Here is a 19,136-nt window from a genome sequence, read left to right on the forward strand (position 1 = left end):
CCTGCTTTGAACAAGCGGGGAAACCTGAGCCTGTGGACACGCTCCCCTACGTGTATTGCAAAAATCAAATAAAAATCTTATAGTCCTCCAGCATTTCTTGACGTTTCTTCAGCATATTTTCAGAATCAGTACCACTGTAGTCACTGATACTGTAGTTAATACTGTAGTTAATATTGTTGTTCAATGTGGTTTGGTAGCTTGAAAATTGCGACGCAAGTGTAGGGCTAGCAATGCACCTAGAGGATCGCACACCATTCACATCATCCAACTGGTCTTGTAAATTGGGCATCTTACTTGACCATAGACTTTCAGGACTAGATTCACAAGAGCCATCTTGATACTCTGTAATGCTGAAGCTAGAAGTTGCAATACGGCTCTCTGTTGTGGAGTCCTTGAAACTTAAACCTGGGAGGCTAAAGCTTGAGGTTGTTGTACTGTGTACTGCCGTTTCTGAGACAATTTGACGTACTTGAGCATCAGTAAGAGTCGGGTTAGCACTAAGCATCAGGGCGACTACGCCAGCAACATGGGGACTAGCCATTGATGTGCCGCTGTAGGAAACATACTGATTACCCGCAAGTGTAGAGTAGACATCGACTCCTGGGGCTGTAACGTAAGTGGGTGGATTCATTCCCGCTCGGTTAGAGAAGTCAGGCATATTGTTATTTTTATCAACGGCTCCAACTGCAATTCCCCATTTGTCTGCATATCGGGCTGGATAGCCTGGTTGAAAGCTACCATCATTACCAGCTGCCATAACGACAACCACTCCTTTACTGCTGGCATACTCTAAGGCTGGCTGATAAGTACCGTCATCAGGAAAGCGGCTACCTAAGCTGAGGTTAATGACATTAGCTCCATGATCCACAGCGTAGCAAATACCTTCTGCGATGTTGCTTTTGTTGCCACGACCTTCGTCATCTAAAACTTTAACTGGCATAATTTTGGCATCATAGGCAATGCCAGTAACACCAAAGCCATTGTTTTGCCCAGCAATAGTACCAGAGACATGAGTACCATGACCTTCTACATCTAGAGTGTTGTTGTTATTACTATCAAAGTTCCAACCGTAAACGTCATCAACATAGCCATTGCCATCATCATCCTTGCCGTTATCAGCAATTTCCTTGCTGTTCGTCCAGATATTACCCTTCAAATCATCATGGTTGTAGTCAACCCCAGTATCCAGAACAGCGACGACCACACCTTGACCGGTGTATCCATTTGCCCAGACTTCTGGAGCTTTCACAAGGTCGGCTCCCCAATTATTGCCACCAAGGTCAGGAACATCAGCAAAAGGACTCTGACCAACAGCTTTACCCACTGCGGCGGCTGCATTTATCAAGCCATAACCAGAGGAGAAATCGTAGCCATTATCATTGAACAATTGCTCTTGAGCATTTGCTTCTAGGTTATCGCTAGTTGAGTGAAAACTACTGTGACCACCAAAGTTGTTGACACTATAGTCATTGTTGGCATGAAAGGAATCTACTGAGGAGGTAGAAGTGATATTTAGCCCTTGATGAGGAAAAGAATTGTTACTATTTATATCGCTGGGCATCAGGATTTTTCCTTCAAAAATATCTCTTTTTTTTGACAGCCTAATCTGCAAAAACCTTAATTTTAATAAGGTTTTTGTCTTAAGAAAATTCTCCTAAAACAATAATTACTATTCAATACAAATAAAAAATGATATTTAATTTACAAATAATCTTTTCACTAATAGATATTTATATTTAAAATTTTATCAAAAATGTATTATTATTAACTTAATAATAATTTTTCAGTATTATTCTGCATTTGTCTGCGTACATCTGCGGTTACAAATAGCTATCATATTAAGCCCAGTTAAAGACTTATTAGAAAAACCGTAGCTTTGCTAAAGGGACGGGAAAAGAGGATTTCAGACTTTTGCACAGATATCCTTTTTTAAAACTAATCAACCTGACATGATATCAACCGCATTTCTCCAAGAAATATAATAGACCTCTTGCGGAATGTGAGTTCCATCTGTGTCCATCTGTAGTTAATTATTCTTTTTTTTGCAATGAATACAAAAAGTCTAATGATTTGTGCAATCTTTTATTGAGGCTGTCAAAAGTCATCTGTCCCGAGTCCTTCTTCAGGATTCAGGACAGCATAAACAAGCGCATCCAAGTCAAATAGGACTACTATAGCAATACGGACGCACATTTGTGCGAAAGTGCCTGCATGAGCGCATAAATCGCGCCAGATTCCCGACTTCTTAAAGAAGTCGGGAATTTTGTTGTTAAATATTAATTGATTGTAGAATCCCAATAACTAAAGCTTGACTCAATCTCACTCCAACTTAATTGTAAAACACCAGGTTTTGAAGAATTGGTATCTACTCCCCAAGGATTAAAAAGAGTGAATTTTTGGGTGGAGGAATTGTAATCTATCAGCGCGTAAGCATGACCAGACACGATATTTGATGCTACTCCAGTTGGTTTTGTACCAAACCCAATCAATTGTCCAGAATTGAAGGCATCAACTAGAGAGCTAAAGTTAAGACTATTACCAAGAGAAGTCTTTTTTCCTGTAATTTGTGCTAGTGCATCACTGATATACCCACCTTTTCCAATACCAGTGTAGGTGTTGGAATTATCTTGATAAATCCAACCAGACTCGTTAAGTTGAGCGTAAGCTTTCTCCGCAAAAGCAACCCATAACTCATTAGAAGAGCTATTGTGGTCACTACCTTGATTGGCGTAAGCTAAATACCCTAATGAATTCGTTGGTAAATATCTGTCTACCGTTACATAATCAGCAACTCCATTGTGCCAGAAGCGCAGGGTGAAAGTATTATCGCCGTTGTCAATGAACATACTCTCAATTGTGCCTGGAGAACGAACGGCTGTTGCAGCTAAACCTGTAAGGAAATAACAGTCATTTATCTGTCCTTGTTTCACATCTTGGTAACTAATACCATTTTGGAACAAAGAACCATTCGCGTATTGATAAGTGTATGAACTTTGTGGGCGATCGCCTCCCAGAAACCACTTATTAATCAGGTTCTCCATCTGAATGTCGCTGCTACCTGTATTCAAGTTGCCTAGTGTGTTCCCTTGATACTTCTGGTTAGCAGTGTCACCATTGACAACCTTGTTAGACAAGACTCGGACGTACTCCGGCATTTGTAAGTAAGAGGCATTATTCACTAACGTGCGGAGATCTGTAATTTCAGTAGCATCAACTGTACTACCGTCGTTTGCTTGACGCAAAATAGCTATCATATCGTTGCGGTCTAATAGACCATCAGCAAAGCGGTTCCTAGACTCTACACGTAGAACACCATCTTGAACATTCAGGTCAAACCAGTCTTGATTAGGAACAACGTTAGAGCCTTGAGTAAGAACAACGTTAAAGCTCGTTTGTACAGTATCTGTACTGGCACCAGATTTGTCATAAGCCTTTGCCGACAACTGATAGTTGCCACCAGCTAAACTAGTAAGAGCATAGTTAAAGCTACAATAACGATTATCGTTGCTATTGGCGGTGAATTGTACAGTATCAGAGATACCTTGCGAGTTTCCGCTGTCTTTTTGCAACCAAAAATCCACTCGTGCTATATCGTTTGCACCATCGCCATCAAATGCCCTGGTATTGATTAGGTTGACTGTTTCCCCTGCTTGGTAGCTGCTTTTGTCAGTGCTGAATTGTAATGATTGCGGTGCTTCGTTTTTAGAAATTTTAAGATTATAAGAAGTTCTCCCACCAGTAACACGGTAGACCTGGATAGAATAAGTGCCTGCATCCAAAGTCGTGTCGATAGATTCAGCAGTATCACGATAATTATGGGAACCCGCTATCACTGAACGATTGCTGTCTAGCAATTGCAGATCTGCATCCGCTGACAGACCATCAAGAGCAAAGTTCAAACTACTACGACCACTCAGAGTAAAGCTGTAGTCATCAATGCGATTGTTATGACCTAGCCATCCATTAAAAACCTGATTTTTAGAAGTAGTATTTGTATTAGCTGATGGGGTTAGATTAATACTGTTATAATCAATTGGCATAATTATCTATGTGTCCTTGAATTGACAATATTTGGTAGACACAGCAACTAGAACCTCTGCCATAGAAAGGTTTTATATGAAGATATCAAAATCAAATTGTTGAATGCCTGTTGTTCTATACTGCTACTTCTTAGTCCAAAGCAGCCAGGTTGAAAACACGGAATTTTGATGAAAAGTAAAAATAGGCAATCCGGTAATAGTACTTTCTTCGTATTAATAAGTGAAGATACTCAATTCTTAATCAAGAATACTTGAAAGCAGAGACGCAAAGCACAAGACTTTTTCTCTGTATGAGGTATTTTAAAAATGATAAGCTAGGCACTTTTACAAGAACATTAAGCAAGAGAATTGATTCGTAGGGATTTAGCTTCATTCTTTATTCTTCAGGCAGTTAACACTTTGAAAATGTGCAATTCTCCTAACAGGTTAGAGAAAAGCAGCAGTTGATTTATAGTCCAATACTGTTCAGTTAAGGATTTTTTGTGATAAGCTAAAGCACATTTGGTTTGCATATTTAAATTCTTTCAAATTCTTGTGGGGTGGGCATCTTGCCCGCCCAAATAATGCAAGTTAAATGTGGAACAGCTTAGCGATCGCTCTTTGCGTGTAGGGCATACCATGGCACGAATGTACCGCCCTTGTACACGTGTAGAGGCGTTGGATGCAACGTCTCTAAAAAGGTTACTTTTTTACAAATTCTCTTATCTAAACCGTATTGGTCTATAGTCAATTCAATCTCTAATAGAATAGACCTCTTGCATAAATATTATTTTGTCTCGCGTTCTACGCTCTAGACGCAAAGACAAACACCAAGAAAAAGAAAGAGTGCAAGAAGTCTAATCTAGGGTTTGCCAACCCAGCCGGCTGGCGATGTGGTGTTTGGCGATCGGTACGCCTCTAATCATTGAAAAGATGGACAAACGTTAAAAACGAGTACCGAGCGCGAACCCCTTGCGGGGTTGAACAAGTAGAGGAGTAGTACTTGTTCAACTTCCCTGTATGCAAAGGATAGCCTTGCTACTCCAGTTATGTTTTCCGAACCTAAGAGGTTCCGCTTCGCTAACGCCAATGTTTTAAGGGCTTGTAATGTCAAAGACACGAGCGCGCGCTAAATACACTTGTTTAATCTTTGGCGACAGTTGCTACAAGCTGGAAAGTACTTGTAGGTGTCATGACCCTCAAAACGTAGTCAATTAAGACTTAGGCTGGCTATCTCTGTACTAGACAGTACTGGTTGTCCAGTCTTGTCCATTACTTAGCGGATAGCTACGGAAGCTGATAACTGTTAAACAGACTTATAACCTACGAATCAAAGTAAGGACACTGGAATTCCTAACACCTGCTTGTACAGGCGTACTAACTGAGGTATACCGCCTTAAGATAAAAAAGGTAGGTCTATTATAATGCCGTCGTTATTGTAACCTAATACTATTATTTTGTAAAAGGGGATAGATAAAGAAATGACCTTAGTTGTTGCAGCACTATACAAATTTGTTAAATTGCCAGATTTTGCCGAAAAACAACACTCTCTGCTGTCTTTATGCCAATCCCATGGCGTTAAGGGGACAATTCTATTGGCACCAGAAGGTATTAACGGTACAATAGCGGCTTCACGTCAAGCGATTGACTCTGTTCTCTCTTTTTTGCGCTCCGATCCCCGCTTAGCAGACTTAGAATACAAAGAGTCTTATGCTGACTACTCACCGTTTGAGCGGATGAAAGTGCGCTTGAAAAAAGAAATTGTGACTATTGGAAGGACTGAAGTTGACCCGAATGAACAGGTGGGTACCTATGTTAGTCCCAAGGACTGGAATGAGCTGATTTGCGATCCTGAAGTCACGGTGGTTGATACCCGCAATGATTATGAGGTGATGATCGGAACTTTTAAACGAGCGCAAAATCCTCATACGGAATCATTCCGTGAATTTCCCGAGTATGTTCACAAGCACCTCGACCCCAACAAACACAAAAAGGTTGCCCTGTTTTGTACTGGAGGAATTCGCTGCGAAAAAGCCTCTTCTTTCATGCTGTCCCAAGGGTTTCAAGAGGTTTATCACCTAAAAGGTGGGATTCTCAAATATTTAGAGGAAGTTCCTGAGTCTGAGAGTTTGTGGGATGGCGAGTGTTTTGTGTTTGACCAACGCATCGCTGTCAGTCACGGTTTAGAAACGGGTAGTTATGATATGTGCGCAAGTTGCGGGCGTCCCGTCTCTGAAGCTGATAAATCATCTCCTAAGTATGAGGAAGGAGTTTCTTGCGCCTATTGTTTTGATAGCCTCTCGGAGGAGAAAAAGACACGTCAGCAGGAGAAAAAACGACAGTTGGAGTTGGCTAGGAAGCGGAATGGACAAGATTTATCGGTGACTTCGACACAATGAACGATGGGTTATACGAACAAAGGCTGTCTTTGCAGCCTCTGGGAGGTTCACTTAGGGACGCTTCAGCGCTAAGGTTAAGCCATCGGCAATTGGCACCAAACTCATGGTGATTCGTGGATCTTGATGCAGTTTCTGATTAAATGCCCGGATGCTATTAGTTATCTTGTCTTGCTCTTGGGGATTTGCGACTCGTCCTGACTGTAGGACATTATCAATCGCAATCAACCCACCTGGACGTAGAAGTTGTAGAGATCGCTCGTAGTAATTACCGTAGTTGTTTTTATCAGCATCGATAAAGGCAAAATCAAAGGTGCCTGCTTCTCCTGCGGCTATAAGCCTATCTAGAGTGTCGAGTGCTGGGGCAATGTGTAGTTCAATTTTATGTGCCACTCCGGCTTGCTGCCAGTAGCGGCGGGCGATCGCCGTATATTCTTCACTGACATCACACGCAACCACCTTACCATCTGGGGGTAACGCCAATGCAACCACTAGGGAACTATAGCCCGTAAATACGCCTATATCTAAAGTTTTTTTTGCACCCATCAACTCCACCAGCAGCGCCATAAATTGCCCCTGTTCTGGAGTAATCTGCATTCTGCTACTTGGATGCTGTGCTGTTTCTTGTCTGAGCTGCGCTAAAATTTCCGGCTCTCGCAATGAAACTGATTGCAAGTATTCATAAAGACTTTTTTCAAGTCCTGACGTTTTATATGCCATGTTTTGCTGCTAATGGCTAATTGTATTTTTATAATTGTATAAGTATCAGTGACTATCTGTATTTCTTTATCTTGAAGTCAGAAAGCTCCCACTCTCTGTTTATATTTAAACGCACCCGAGATGGCTACTGTGCGCGATTCTCAGGGTTATGTTAAGAAAGCCCGCCGATAAATATCTTATACTGTTTATGAAAGTATTTTTTTATTTACAAAAATAAATAGACATTTTTGTCAGGGACAAAAAACCTTAATTATCAATGATAATTTCAAAAAATCATGACTCATTGAGGTAGATAATTCATACTCTCTTTCTTGAGTTGTATTTTATAAGTTCTCTAAAATTAGTAAACTAACATACAATCTAAAATTATACTTTACTGTAGCGTCAAGCAGGGGGAGTCATGAGCCGTCCTATAATTCTTGGTATTGTTGGTGACAGCGCAGCTGGGAAAACAACGCTGACTAAAGGGATTGCTCAGGTTCTTGGTCCGGAGAATGTTACGGTGATTTGTACGGATGATTACCATAAGTACGACCGAAAGCAGCGTGCTGAAATTGGTATCACTGCTCTTCATGCTGACTGCAACTATTTGGATATTATGCAGCACCACCTGTCGCAACTTAGGACAGGGCAGTCAATCCTCAAGCCTGTTTACAGCCACAAAACTGGTACGTTTGAGCCACCAGTTTATATCAAGCCAAGTAAATTTGTCATAGTTGAGGGATTGCTGGGTTATTCCACCCGTGGTGCGCGTGACTGCTACGATGTGAAAGTTTACCTTGCTCCCCCTGAATCTTTACGCGCTCAATGGAAAGTTAAGCGGGATACGCAAAAGCGAGGGTATACAGAAGAACAAGTACTTGAGGAACTCAGAAAACGCGAACCAGATTCTGAACAATTTATCCGACCACAACGGCAATGGTCAGATATAGTTGTGAGTTTTTATCCTCCCAGCGACGATTTAGAGCAAACTAATGGACACCTAAATGTTCGTCTGGTGTTACGTCCTACGATTCCTCATCCAGATTTTAGCCAGATTCTCAACTACGGCGATGGCAGTTTTGAGTCAGCAATCCGCTTAGAATTAGATCGGGATATGGGCAAACCGGTCGATGTTCTGGAAGTTGATGGTCATGCCACTTTGGAACAGGTGAATAAGTTAGAGCATATTATTTGCTCTGATATGCCCTACCTTAAGAATATATGCGATCGCGAAAGCAACCCAGAGTTGGGCAAAATTGCTGGCACAACAGGGGAGACACTTCAAAGTTATCCCCTCGCTCTCACCCAGCTATTGATTACGTACCATATGCTTAAAGCGACACAAAATTATCAGCCTGATATCAGGGAAACTACCCTAAAATAGCTGAAAATTAAATATTTGGTCAAATATGGAGAGGTTGTCAGAATTACAGGGGATAACTTAGGAATAAATGCATATATCATCATTTATCCTCTGTATTTTTCTATGACTTATTGTCTCAGAATTGCCGATATACCTGTAACTGAGCGTCCGCGCGAGCGGTTGTTAACGCATGGTCCGAAAATTTTAGCCACAGCCGAGTTAATAGCAATTCTGCTGGCTACTGGTCAAGGACACGGTAAACTTTCCGCTGTGGGTCTAGGGCAATATATTTTACAGGAACTAAGCAAACACCAGCGAGATCCCTTAGCAGTTCTGCGAGATGTCAGCGCCGCCGAGTTGATGAAAATTCCTGGTATTGGTCCAGCAAAAGCAACAACTATCTTGGCGGCAATTGAATTAGGGAAACGAGCATTTCAATCCCGTCCAGGAGAACGCACCTTAATTGATAGTCCAGCGGCGGCGGCGGCGGCTCTGAGTCAAGATTTAATGTGGCAAAATCAAGAACGTTTTGCAGTGGTATTGTTAGATGTGAAGAATCGCCTTTTAGGAACGCAAGTTATTACCATTGGAACAGCAACGGAAACTTTAGCTCCTCCCCGCGAAATTTTTCGAGAAGTCATTCGCCAAGGAGCAACGCGGGTTATAGTGGCACATAACCATCCGTCTGGACATGTGGAACCTAGTCAAGAAGATATCGAATTAACGCGACAGTTGTTACTTGGAGCCCAATTTTTGGGCATTCCTCTTTTAGACCATCTGATTTTAGGCGATGGCAATCATCAGAGCATACGGGAAATGACAACATTGTGGGAGGATTGTCCGCAGGGAGATTAAGCCTCTTGCTAAGAGGATGTTTTAGAAGTGGTTAGTTATCAAAAACTTTTCGGTCCCCCTAAATCCCTCGTCAGAAGGGGGACTTTGAGATTATTTCCCCCCTTAAAAAGGGGGGCTAGGGGGAATCTCAATACAACTCGGTACTTTACAAACATCCTCTAAAGTCAATTAGATGAAAATGAAACCACAGATGAACGTACTGAGATCAAGCCTAGAGTTGCAACAGTGAGGAGGCGAAGCCTCCAAACCCTCGTTACCAGGTTGAACCTGGTAACGAGATATTAGAGCCTCTGGCTCTTGTTGAGAATGGTGCAAGATCTCAGCGTAGATAAATCATCTGTGTAGCCTAGGGCACGGCTTACGCCTACATCTGTGGTTTTAAATATCTTTATCTAAAAAATCAACTAGTCTACTGAGTAATAATATACGTGATTTACTTTTTAGTAGTTAATTATTATTCCACCAATCTCGTTACTAAATTAATTCGTTCTCTCCCTGTTGACAAAAAGATTGAGTATAAAACAATTATCGTCAATAACTCTCCTGATGATAATTCTATTTATGCTCTGAAAAATGAAGATGTTCTCATTTTAAACGCTCTCGGTAATTTAGGCTTTGGTGGTGGTTGCAATTTGGGAATAAATTGGATTTATACCCAAGACCCTCAAGCAATTGTTTGGATTATTAATCCCGATGCTTATTTAGAAAAAAATATTTTGGCTCAAGTCGAGTTGTTTTTTGAGGCATATCCAGGAATTTCGATTCTCGGCACAATAGTTCATACTCCTACGGGCGAAGTTTGGTTTGCAGGCGGTCGCTTTATTCCGACAACAGGGGCAATTCTCACTCAAGATTTGTTGAGCAATACAGATGCAGATTATGTAGCTTGCGATTGGATTACAGGTTGTAGCTTTATCATTAATCTCAGAAAGTTTGATGAGTGTCCTCACTTTGACCCTGCTTACTTTCTTTACTATGAAGATTTTGACTTTTGCCGACGCTATGCTAATCAAGGACATCTCATTGCAGTTACTAAGCAGTTTGGTGTCCTACATCAGCCCTCCTCAATTACTAATAGGTATGTTTTTAGAAAAATAAAAAATAGTAGTTATGGTTATTTATTATCTTTAGATAGATATACAAATAAAGTGGTTTTTCTATTAAGGTTACTTCGTTTGATTCTTTATGCTTTAATTTTGATGGTTGTAAAACCTCAAGTAGCATTTGGCAAATTTGCTGGCGTGTTTATGTATTGCAAGCGATCGCCCAAGCGGCACGCTTAGGAGCCAATCGCTTTCTTAAACCTTTCTCTACTGATGCTAGGCTAAGATGAGATCGTAAAATCAAAAACTCACTGGAGCGTGCTATGGTTGTACAAATCCCGCACCGTCAAATTTATGAGCGGGTTAAGTTTGATATAAATGAGTCAAATATTATTTAACTTATCGATTCTTTTTTCCCAACCCACAGGCATAAGCAACTATGCAAAAAATCTTGTTCCTTATTTAAAAACTCTTCAACCCACCTTATTAACGGCACAAAACTACCCTGAATTTAACTGTTATCAAATTCCTAATAATCTTACGCCTGCTCAGGGAACAAAAGGACATTTTGACCGTCTTGTGTGGACACAATTTCAACTGCCAAAAATCTATAAACATCTGAAATCTAAACTTATATTTTCTCCTGTTCCGGAAGCTCCACTTTCTGCCAATTGCCGTTATATCGTGATGGTTCACGATTTGATACCGTTGCGCTTTCCCAAACTCTTGTCACCACTGACGCATTTCTCGCGCTACTACGTTCCCCAAGTTCTTGCGCAAGCGCAACACATTATTTGCAACTCCCATGCTACAGCAAAGGACATCACCGACTTTTATCACATTCCCGCAAGCAAAATCACCCCTATTCCTCTCGCATACGACGCCAATCATTTTCGCCCGCTTCATTTAAATAATGGCAAACAAAATGCCTACCCCACAAAATGTCCCTATTTTCTCTACATTGGGCGACAGGATTCCTACAAAAACCTACATCGACTCATTACCGCTTTTGCAGCATTATCTAATAATAAGGACTACGAATTGTGGTTAGCAGGACCACAAGATAAACGCTTCACTCCTGTCTTACAAACCCAAGTTGAGGAATTGGGTATAACCGATAAAGTTAGATTCCTTAAGTATGTTCCTTACAGTGAATTGCCGAAAATAATTTGTGGTGCTACAGCCCTCGTCTTTCCCAGTCTTTGGGAGGGTTTTGGTTTCCCAGTTCTCGAAGCAATGGCTTGCGGGACTCCTGTGATTACTTCTAATCTCTCATCTTTACCAGAAGTTGCTGGCGACGCTGCTCTTCTTATTAATCCTTACAACGTTGAGGAAATGACTGAAGCGATGCAAACAATTGCAAGTGATTCCGCATTGCGTGAGCATCTTTCTACTCAAGGTATTAGTAGGGCAAGTCAATTCAGTTGGGAAAAAACAGGTGTGGCTACTGTTGAAGTTCTATCACACTATCTTTAAATAAGATAATCAACAGTTTAGTAGTTGGTCAATAACACTTGAATAATTTCTTTTGTAAATATATAATACAGTTAACAGTTTAGTAACACTTTATTAACACTTGAATAACGTACTTAAAAAGTGACAGTATAGTCAATACGGTTCGGTTAACGTTTTAATATTTTGAAGATCCCCCCAACCCACGCCAGGTGCTTCAAGTCGGGAAACCCTTTCGCCAGTCGCCTGCTGTCGGGAAACCCTCCTGCAGCGCTGGCTCACCAACGCACTGGCTCCCCTTAAAAAGGGGGGATCTTAACCGAACCGTATAGACAGTATAGTTAGTTGACAAATTTAATACAAGAGTTGGCTAATAACCCTCTTTTATAACTTCGGTCAGAGAATCATCTCTAACCGTGATTTTTGCATGCTTTTGCCACAAGAGCATTGAAATGACAAACAACACAGTGCGCTTCCCTAATCTATGATTCTGCTTAAAATTCAGGAGAACAATTTTTATCTCAAAAAAGCAAAATAGGTAGAATTAGCGAAATGAAGCAATATAAGAGTAGGAGAAAACGGGGAATTGTGCTGACTCCTGCGGGTCTGAAGCGGCTACAAGCAGCAATTCTGGCTGTGGAGAAGGCGCACAACAACGGCGATCGCTTTACTTTAGACGAACTGGGCTTACGCATGAATGTTTCTAGCAAAACACTCAGCCGATTGTGGTCGTTGGATAGAGGCGTAGACCAAAAAACTGTGAAACTGTGCTTTAGCGCTTTTAACCTGGAATTATGTAGCAAAGACTATACAATCTTGGATGAACCGAATCAGACTGAAACCTCTGGCGAACTTTTGGTGACTTTAGATACACCTGAGCAGAGTTCGTCTGATTCTTTATCCGTAGACTCATTCGTCAACGAACAGCGTGATAAACTTAAACATTTTTGGTCATACCCAGATGGTCCCGTACCTCTGGATTCTCCGTTCTACGTCGAACGTCCCCCAATTGAGGAACTGGTTTATCGAGAAGTCACTCAACCAGGCTGTGTAATTCGCATTCGAGCACCTAGACAGATGGGTAAGAGTTCTCTGGTGTTACGGCTTTGTGCTTTTGGACAAAAGCAAGGGTATCGCGCAGTGAATCTGAATTGCTACCAGATAGATTCCGATGGTCTAACTGACTTAAATCAGCTTTTGCGTAATCTTTGCTGGCGAATTGCAACAGAATTAGACATTAATCCCAACCTGAATGACATATGGGATGAGGAAGTTGGTTGTAAGTTGAATTGTAGCTTTTACTTGCAGTATTTGCTCAAGCAGATTCAAAGCCCAGTAGTTCTGGTGTTCAATGAAGTTGACCGCTTTTTTGAATATCCTCACATTGCTACTGAGTTCTTTGCTTTGTTGCGTTCGTGGTGCGAGGAAGCACGACAAAATGCCAATTGGAGCAACTTGAGGCTAGTAGTAGTTTACTCTACAGAAGAGTATGCCAGCCTAGATATCAACCGCTCCCCGTTTAATATTGGACTACCTATCCGTCTCGTGGAATTTACCCAGCAACAGGTAGAAGATTTAGCCCAGCGGCACGCGCTAGACTGGAGTACTGGTAAGGAATCTGCCCAACTGATGTCGCTTGTAGGCGGTCATCCAGCACTCATTCGGATTGCGCTTTATTATCTTTGCTCTCAGGTCATCACTCTACAAGAGCTGATACAAGAGGCACTTGCCAACGGCGGTATCTACCGCTATCATTTATGGCGACACTGGGCGAAACTGCAAGAAAAACCCAGTCTGGCAAAGACATATGCTGATGTTGTGACAGCAAAGCAAGGTATTTCTCTTGACCCGATTGAGGCATATAAACTCGAGAGTTTGGGATTGATTTGCTTTAAAGGCGATCGCATTGTACCACGTTGCGAACTCTACCGCACTTATTTTGCAAAACAACTCGCGACAATTGTTTAATCAATCATTTAATGATAAGGGTTTGAACCCTTATCATTAAATGATTGTAGGTTCAAAAATTGCCTTATTTGCAACGACTCGCCTACTTTCAAGAAATCAAGAACCAGCACCTGAAGTATCTTTTGGCTTTCCGCTTCTTGGTGGTTCAAACGCTGTGTATTCTTGGATAAAAGTAGTATTTCTCGTTTTTAGGTTTGTTAAATCTAAAGCTAATCCTACAGCTAATCCTACAACAAGCAGGCAGAAAGCAGTTTTCAATCGCGAATTAGCTATTTTGGAGTGTAAATAATAGGTTGACAGCATTAATTAAAGTTACGCAATTCGTCCACTTTAATAACTGAAACGGTCACATCTCCCGCGTTATCGTTAATCTCAGTATCGAAGAAGAAAGCACACAGTTTCGACGGTTCTGACACAGCTATAGTCAGGGTATCGTCATATCCATTTAAAGTTGACCAACCGGCTGTAACTTGCTTATTGGTTTTTAAGTTCTTGAATTTTCCCCCATAAATCCAGAGTAAAACTAAGGCTTCGTTTTCTGCGGATTCAGAATCTTTGACATAATCGAATGCACCTTCTTTGATGCGGACAACATAGATTCCCTGTGTTAGCTCTGCTGTTACTCCTTTGTTTTGGATAGCCTCCATTTGCTCTTTTGTAAGCTGATAGCAATTCTTCGCACTGTTAACGACTAAATCGGTGATAGAGGTTTGAGTTGTCATGATTTTCTACTTTTTGGAATCAGAAAATTGTATTGATATTGCTACCTGGAAAATAGTGTTTGTTCATTTTGCAATAGAACCACAATTATTCGTAACTTAGGGTGCCATCAATGTTGACAATGTGAGAATCTAGCTCAATCTCTGATGGATAATATGTGTCTCCTGCTGCTGTTTTGCACTCAGCAACAAGTACAAGTTGTCTAGTACTCAGCAACTGCGCTGGAGCAATATTTTTGCAGCTTTTAGAAAAATTTTTATCACTCCAGGATAATTTTCCATCCAAGTTACCAATGTATTTATCTAAGTCAATGGAGGTTTGCTGAGAATCGCCATTACTTTTTTTGCAACTTGTTGATAGGATTGAACCATTGATTTCTATCTTGTCTTTGTCGCAGGTTAGGCTAAATTGATCTGTCGGTCGCGATCGCTTGATTAACAACAAAGTTAAGTGACACAACGAAAGCAAACAAAAAGACCATAGCAACTCTGAGTAGTAGCCATTTCTTCATTTTCTATTAACCCCTTCTACTTGTAATGTAGCCAATTGTCTCGACAAAATCGTTATTTGAGCTTTGTTAGCTCTTGGAGTTCACCGCAAGACATCAGTCTGCGGCGGGATGCTATTGCAGCAGCCTATATAGTTGCTGCCTTTAAGTAAGTGTCTAGTAAGACAAATGTTTTAGTGCTAATTGCTTTCACTTCATGTCACCATAATCTCGCTTTTGTCATGAAAATGCAAGGACAGATAAGACAGTTAAGTAGAAATTTAAGAAACTAATTGCAATAAATAAAGGACAGTTAAGACAGTTAAGACAGTTAAGACAGTTAAGCGAAAAAATAGACAGATACAGATTTATTTAGTTGAAGATGTGATAGAATCCATGATCAGATAAAAATAAAGAGTTTTAAGAAGCTAAAAAATCCTATTTATTGTGTTAGAATAGCTTTTCTCTAATCACACTTTGAGATGAGATACCAGGTTGGTGGCAGCCTCCACACTGACGATCCTAGCTATGTTGTCCGTCAAGCAGACGAAAAACTTTATGCCAGCCTGAAAGCTGGCGAGTTTTGTTACGTCTTAAATTCTCGCCAGATGGGCAAGTCATCGTTATTACAACGCACGAGTTATCGTCTTAGGAAAGAAGGCTATAGCTGTGCATACTTGGACGTCACGCGATTGGGTAGCGAGAATACCACACCGGAACAATGGTACAAAGGCATTATCGTCAGCCTGTTCTACGACTTAAATCTGGCAGAACACCTCAACTTTAAGCATTGGTGGGATACGCAAGCAGGCATTTCCCCAGTGCAAAAACTACACTCGTTTGTTGAAGGAGTTTTACTGCCAAATGTTCAAAGCGAATTTCTGCCAGACGGCAAAGCTGAACGCATTTTCATCTTTATTGATGAAATTGATAGTTTACTGAGTTTGAGTTTTCCTGTCAGTGACTTTTTTGCCTGGATTCGTCATTGCTATAATCAGCAGGCACACGACCGGAATTTTCAACGCTTGGGATTTGCACTGTTTGGAGTAGCCAGTCCATCTGATTTGATTGCCGACAAGCGCCGGACACCCTTTAACATTGGTACAGCGATTGAGTTATATGGGTTTCAACTGCATGAAGCCAAACCATTGCTTAAAGGGTTAGAGGAAGTTGTCAGCCAACCTGAAATTGTGCTGCGAGAGATTATTTACTGGAGTGGGGGACAACCGTTTCTGACTCAGAAACTCTGTCAGCTCATTGTCCGAACAGCTTTAGAGACTTCAACTAGAAAAATTGTCCTACCTCCAGCAACTGAAGCATTTTGGGTAGAGCAATTGGTGCTAGAGCACATTATCCAACATTGGGAAGCAAAAGATGAACCGGAACACCTGCGCACGATTCGCGATCGCCTACTTTTCAATGAACAGCGCGCAGGACGGTTGTTAGGTGTTTATCAGCAGGTGTTGCAAGCTCTTGAAACAGACACTCAAACATCTGGCGTCCCTACCGATGATAGTCGAGAACAAACAGAACTTTTACTATCGGGATTGGTTGAGAAGCACAACGGCTATCTCAAAATTAAAAATCCTATCTACCGCAATGTCTTTAATTCTGAATGGGTACTCAGGCAGTTAGACAATCTGCGCCCCTACTCCCAGGCATTCAATGCATGGGTAGCCTCTGGTTATCAGGATGAATCACGTCTGCTGCGGGGGCAAGCGTTGCAAGAGGTGTTGGAATGGAGTGGGCGCAAAAGTCTCAGCGATTTGGATTATCGATTTTTGGCAGCTAGCCAGGAACTGGAACGCCGGGAAACTGAGCAAAGACTGAAAGCTGAACGACTCAAAGAAGTTGAAGCACGACTAGCACAAGAGAAAAGAACGGCTTTATTACAAAGGTTTTTGTTAGTTGCAGTGTGTATCGGGTTGCTCGTTTCTAGCGGGTTGGGGGTAGGGAGTTTCATTCTGTACCGCCAAGCCAAGAAAAGCGAAAGTCAAGCTAGGAACAGCGAAATTCAAGCGCTTGTATCTTCTTCTGAGGGGCTATTTGCCTCGAATCGCAGATTGGATGCGCTCATACAAGCAATTAAAGCCAAACATAAACTGCAAAAACTAGGTAAACCAAACACAAACATTGAGCCTCAAGTGGACAATGTACTACGGCAAGCAGTTTATGGAGCAGATGAATACAACCGTTTTTCCGGTCATACAGCTGCTGTTCTGGCAGTAGATGTCAGTCCTGACAGTTCTCTGATTGCCTCAGCAAGTGCCGATAAAACAATCAAGCTTTGGCGACGTGATGGTACAGAAGTTGCAACTCTCAAAGGTCATCAGGCAACAGTTAGGGCAGTCGATTTTAGCCCTGACGGTCAAATACTCGCCTCCGCGAGTGAAGATGGTACAGTTAAACTTTGGAAACGAGACAGCACAGACGCCTCATGGCGCGTCTCTACAACTCTCAAAGGTCACACTGCTTCGGTCTGGGGAGTCGCGTTTAGTCCCGATGGTCAGTTTGTTGCCTCTGCCAGTTTCGACGCAACTGTGAAACTCTGGAAGCGAGACGGCACTTTGCTTAAAACTTTTAAAGGTCATACTGCTTCGGTCTGGGGAGTCACCTTTAGTCCTGATGGTAATATTGTTGCTACCGCAAGTCTAGACAAGACAGTAAAACTCTGGAAACGAGACGGTTCAGACTGGCAAAACGCCAAGCCCTTACAAACTCTCCAAGGTCACACCGGTTGGGTTGTAGCAGTCGCTTTCAGCCCAGACGGCAAGACCATTGCTTCAGCGAGTGAAGACACAACTGTCAAACTTTGGCAGCGAGACAGCACAGATGGGAATTACCGTCTTGCGAAAACTCTTAAAGGTCACAGCGCCGGAATTTGGGGAGTTGCTTTTAGTCCTGATAGTCAAACTATTGCCTCCGCCAGTCTTGACAAAACGATTAAACTTTGGAACATCGATGGTACAGAACTGAGGACCCTTAGAGGACATAGTGCGTCCGTTTGGGGAGTGACTTTTAGCCCTGATAGTAGCTTTATTGCTTCGGCAGGCGCAGAAAACGTTGTCAGACTCTGGCAAAGTCAGAACCCATTCCAGAAGAGCATTGTTGCCCATAAAGCAGGAATTTGGTCAATAGCTATCACCTCCGACAGTTCAACAATTGCCACAGCCAGCCACGAAAACACTGCTAAACTTTGGAATCGCCAAGGTAAATTGCTCAAAACTTTCACTGAATCTGGGGGCGCAATCTTCGAGGTTTCATTCAGTGGCGATGGCAAGTTAATTGCTCTTGCCACTAACGATGATACGGTAAAACTCAAAAAGCCAGACGGGACTTTGGTCGCTACTTACAAAGATCCTCTCGGTAAATTCTTAGCAGCAGTGTTGAGTCCCGACGGACAAACAATTGCAATGGCAAATGTTAACAAGATTGCTCAGATATGGAAACGCGATGGTCCCAAGGGGACCCGCCCAAAGGGCGATCGCGTAGCGACTCCGCAGGAGTTTCACCCTTCCCGGCAGATTCTTAAAGGACATCAAGCGGAAGTGTGGCATGTCGTATTTAGTCCAGACGGTCGGCTTGTTGCCTCAGCCAGCGGCGATGGTACTGTTAAACTGTGGACGCTTGATGGCAAATTGTTCAGAACTCTTGTAGGACACTCGGCGGCAGTATGGAGAGCTGCCTTTAGCCAAGACAGCAAAATGGTAGCTTCTGGAAGTGGCGACAAAACCGTTAAGCTGTGGACACTTGAGGGCAAGTTGCTGAAAACTTTCAAAGGTCACACAGCGGCGATTTGGGGAGTTGCGTTTAGTCCCGATGGAAAAATAGTTGCTTCTGGCAGCGTGGATGCTACCGTCAAACTTTGGAAGGTGGATGGTACAGAAGTAACCACCCTCAGAGGACATACCGCAGCGATTAGGGATGTTGCCATCAGCCGCGATGGGACAATGCTTGTCTCAGGGGGTGATGACAACACACTCATTTTGTGGAATTTGCAGCGAATTCTCAATCTAGATGCACTGGCTTATGGTTGCGCTTTGGTGCAAGATTATTTGAAAACTAATAAAGAAGTGGAGAAAGGCGTGAGCGGATCTCTAACCCAGGGCGATCGCTTTATCTGCAATTGAT

General features: G+C 42.1%; 13 protein-coding genes. 8 read left to right on the plus strand and 5 right to left on the minus strand.

The window, feature by feature from the left end; genetic code table 11:
* Positions 1 to 64: 64 nt before the first annotated feature.
* Positions 65 to 1,561: a S8 family peptidase gene (locus tag V5G28_RS18255; RefSeq protein ID WP_332987281.1), complete on the minus strand. Its 1,497-nt coding sequence runs from the start codon at positions 1,559 to 1,561 to the stop codon at positions 65 to 67.
* A gap of 715 nt (positions 1,562 to 2,276) precedes the next feature.
* A complete protein-coding gene (locus tag V5G28_RS18260) occupies positions 2,277 to 4,040 on the minus strand; it encodes a C2 family cysteine protease (RefSeq protein WP_332987282.1) in 1,764 nt (587 codons plus the stop codon).
* A gap of 1,460 nt (positions 4,041 to 5,500) precedes the next feature.
* Here V5G28_RS18260 and trhO point away from each other — a divergent pair.
* The gene (trhO, locus tag V5G28_RS18265; RefSeq protein WP_332987283.1) at positions 5,501 to 6,418 is read left to right on the plus strand and encodes an oxygen-dependent tRNA uridine(34) hydroxylase TrhO; all 918 of its coding nucleotides are present in this window, start codon (positions 5,501 to 5,503) and stop codon (positions 6,416 to 6,418) included.
* A gap of 51 nt (positions 6,419 to 6,469) precedes the next feature.
* Here the strand turns inward: trhO and V5G28_RS18270 are convergent, their stop codons facing one another.
* Entirely contained in the window at positions 6,470 to 7,135 is a 666-nt protein-coding gene (locus V5G28_RS18270) for a class I SAM-dependent methyltransferase (protein WP_096569470.1), read from the minus strand.
* Between the two features lie 400 nt (positions 7,136 to 7,535).
* Here V5G28_RS18270 and V5G28_RS18275 point away from each other — a divergent pair, with 400 nt between their 5' ends.
* The 6 genes from V5G28_RS18275 (at position 7,536) to V5G28_RS18300 (ending at position 14,087) form a co-directional block, all read left to right on the plus strand.
* Positions 7,536 to 8,501 carry a phosphoribulokinase gene (locus V5G28_RS18275; protein WP_332987284.1) on the plus strand — a complete coding sequence of 322 codons (966 nt, stop codon included), beginning with the start codon at positions 7,536 to 7,538 and terminating at the stop codon, positions 8,499 to 8,501.
* 102 nt (positions 8,502 to 8,603) lie between these two features.
* A complete protein-coding gene (gene radC, locus V5G28_RS18280) occupies positions 8,604 to 9,335 on the plus strand; it encodes a RadC family protein (protein WP_332987285.1) in 732 nt (243 codons plus the stop codon).
* A gap of 428 nt (positions 9,336 to 9,763) precedes the next feature.
* Positions 9,764 to 10,618: a glycosyltransferase family 2 protein gene (locus V5G28_RS18285; protein WP_332987286.1), complete on the plus strand. Its 855-nt coding sequence runs from the start codon at positions 9,764 to 9,766 to the stop codon at positions 10,616 to 10,618.
* A 138-nt stretch (positions 10,619 to 10,756) separates the two neighbouring features.
* On the plus strand, positions 10,757 to 11,854 hold the full coding sequence (locus V5G28_RS18290) for a glycosyltransferase family 4 protein (protein WP_332987287.1): 1,098 nt from the start codon (positions 10,757 to 10,759) through the stop codon (positions 11,852 to 11,854).
* 528 nt (positions 11,855 to 12,382) lie between these two features.
* Positions 12,383 to 13,798 carry an AAA-like domain-containing protein gene (locus V5G28_RS18295; protein ID WP_332987288.1) on the plus strand — a complete coding sequence of 472 codons (1,416 nt, stop codon included), beginning with the start codon at positions 12,383 to 12,385 and terminating at the stop codon, positions 13,796 to 13,798.
* A 40-nt stretch (positions 13,799 to 13,838) separates the two neighbouring features.
* Positions 13,839 to 14,087: a hypothetical protein gene (locus V5G28_RS18300; protein ID WP_332987289.1), complete on the plus strand. Its 249-nt coding sequence runs from the start codon at positions 13,839 to 13,841 to the stop codon at positions 14,085 to 14,087.
* Between the two features lie 13 nt (positions 14,088 to 14,100).
* Here the strand turns inward: V5G28_RS18300 and V5G28_RS18305 are convergent, their stop codons facing one another.
* The gene (locus V5G28_RS18305) at positions 14,101 to 14,520 is read right to left on the minus strand and encodes a hypothetical protein (protein WP_332987290.1); all 420 of its coding nucleotides are present in this window, start codon (positions 14,518 to 14,520) and stop codon (positions 14,101 to 14,103) included.
* An 85-nt stretch (positions 14,521 to 14,605) separates the two neighbouring features.
* Positions 14,606 to 14,962, minus strand: coding sequence for a CVNH domain-containing protein (locus V5G28_RS18310; protein WP_332987291.1), 357 nt, complete (start codon positions 14,960 to 14,962; stop codon positions 14,606 to 14,608).
* Between the two features lie 525 nt (positions 14,963 to 15,487).
* Here V5G28_RS18310 and V5G28_RS18315 point away from each other — a divergent pair.
* Positions 15,488 to 19,135 (plus strand): AAA-like domain-containing protein, encoded by a 3,648-nt coding sequence (locus V5G28_RS18315; protein WP_332987292.1) that lies wholly within the window; start codon positions 15,488 to 15,490, stop codon positions 19,133 to 19,135.
* Position 19,136: the final 1 nt, after the last annotated feature.

The sequence above is a fragment of the Scytonema sp. PRP1 genome, assembly GCF_036697665.2.
GTDB lineage: Bacteria > Cyanobacteriota > Cyanobacteriia > Cyanobacteriales > Nostocaceae > Kalymmatonema > Kalymmatonema gypsitolerans.